The sequence below is a fragment of the Burkholderia sp. BCC1985 genome (assembly GCF_905339915.1).
GTDB lineage: Bacteria > Pseudomonadota > Gammaproteobacteria > Burkholderiales > Burkholderiaceae > Burkholderia.
Genome location: NZ_CAJPGY010000100.1, coordinates 1 through 2,049 on the forward strand (window position 1 = coordinate 1; position 2,049 = coordinate 2,049).

General features: G+C 57.4%; 2 protein-coding genes. Both read right to left on the reverse strand.

All coding sequences use genetic code 11. The annotated features are described in order from the left end of the window. On the reverse strand, window positions 1–924 hold a 924-nt coding region (locus U4Z31_RS36775), incomplete at its 3' end, for a virulence factor (RefSeq protein WP_415750337.1). Between the two features lie 134 nt (window positions 925–1,058). Next, a partial coding sequence (locus tag U4Z31_RS36780; RefSeq protein ID WP_321812976.1) for a hypothetical protein occupies window positions 1,059–2,049 on the reverse strand: 991 nt, incomplete at its 5' end.

Consider the following 2,049-nt stretch of genomic DNA (forward strand, 5'->3'; position numbering starts at 1 on the left):
GTTGCGTGCTGCTTCGTCGATCGTGGCTTTCCATGCCTGCACCGTTCGCGTCGTGCCGACCTTCGGCGAAAAATCGTGCGTGTTGCCGGTTGCGGCCTTGCCGATCCAGGCTAGCGGCTCGCGCTCGGTGTTGAAGTTCGGGCCGGCGAGGAACAGCACGACGAGGTTTTCGTTGATCTGTGCATCCGTGGGCGGGAAGTTAGGGGCATCCCAGTTCATCGCCCATACGGTCTTGTCGGGGTTCGCCTGCAAGTAATCCAACGCGTTGTTCAGCGATGTGAAGCCGGCGTTTGCGCCTCCTTGGGTGATTTGCACATCGGGAGGCGTGGCGCGGCTCCAAAGCGTCTTGGGTGACGGTGGGCCAATTTCGAAGCATTCGACGAACTCATTGGTCAAGTACGTCTTCGCTTCGATCGGATCGAGCCTTGGAGGTAACGCGAACTCGATATGTGTTCCGGCAAGCTCGCGCCAATCTTTGGTGTTTTCGGATTTTACGGTGTAGAAATATTTTGCATTCGCAAAATAGCGAGAGCGCGGCAACAAGAGAAATTTTCTGACGTACTTGTGATAGAAGCCCTTGAACGTCTCCGTTCCGCGGTTGCCGTAGACGAGTGCACCGATCGATCGGAGGGACGAGAACTTTTCGGGCTTCGTGCGCACCATGTCATCATCCTTGTTCGGTGCGGCAAGTCCTTGCGTCCACAACAATTGCCATTCGGTCGGATAGTCCATGCGTTGCAGCGGATTCAACCAGATTAGGCCGACGACTTGCGCAACGAATGGCTTGACCTGCTCTTCTGCCACTGGTGCTGTCTTCACGGCAGGCTCTTTAACCGAGGCGGCTTGTGCCGGGCGCGTCATAGCCGTGGTGAAGAGAAACACCATGATCGCAGCCAGGCCAGGCACAACAATGAAGCGTTTCATCCAATCTCCTATTTCCAAATGTCCCGGGTCGGGCTGTTCTATGTGCGCCATCATCGTGATCATGAGAACGGTGGCGACTAGCCATACTGAAACAGCAATGGCCACACGTCGTTTCCATGTAGCAATCAGCGTCTTCATACGACACCCCCGACCTTCAGATAGAACTCACCTTCACGTTCGTCCGTGATCGCATCAGGAATCTTGCCTTCACTGTTATTGGCATGTACCCATTCGTGCATCGGCATTCGATCAAGATTTCCGGAGTCAAAGTACTTGCCGTACTTTTTGTTCGGGTTAGTATCGGGAATCCCATCTCCCATCCTCCAATCCGCCTCGATGCGCAAGTCGTAGAGTTGTTCGGGCGTGATGTAGCACAGGCCCACCGCAACGTCATACGCAAGCGCCTTTTCGGCATGCTCGGGGTTGGTCATCGTCGTTGAGTGATTCGTCGGGCTGTTGGTCACGCCGCGATCGAGCCAATCGACAATCTGCTGGTCGCGCCATTCCTTGTAGCCTTCGGGCATCGCGCTCTTGCCGTCCTCGCCGATCACGTGGCCGTCGCGATCGAGCCATTCGGTATTCAACGTCCGGCGCGCTTCCATTCGCATCAGCGCGCGGTCCTCGTAACGTTGTCCAGCTTCCGTTGCGGCCGTACCTTGGGCGACGCTGTCCTCGTTCTTTGCCTTGTACTGGTCGTACGGATCGTCGCCGCGCTTGTCTGCCTCGGTCTTGCTCGCGTCGCGCCAAGCAGCCGGCGGATCGTTGCCTTCGTTGAAGTCGCTGATCGCGTCGCCGTCCTTGGTCTCGACTGACTTGCCGAATCGCAAGGCCTTCGGCGGGAATGGCTCGTCAAGCGCCGGAGCATCCGCCACCACTGTCCAGCCCTTCGGCGGATCGGCGTTCACGCGGAGCATGTTCAATGCCGAACTGATGCCGGTCACGACGAACATGAGTGGCGCAGTCACGAGCGTCGCCGCCATGCCCAGAACCGATTCATTTCCCTTGATCGCGCCGACGAGATTGAATTTGGCCGGCGGCGACGGCGGATACCAGAACCCCGGCTTCGTTCCTGGCTTTCCATGCCGCCAATCGTCTTCCCAGTATCGATACGGTTTCTGAACGCCA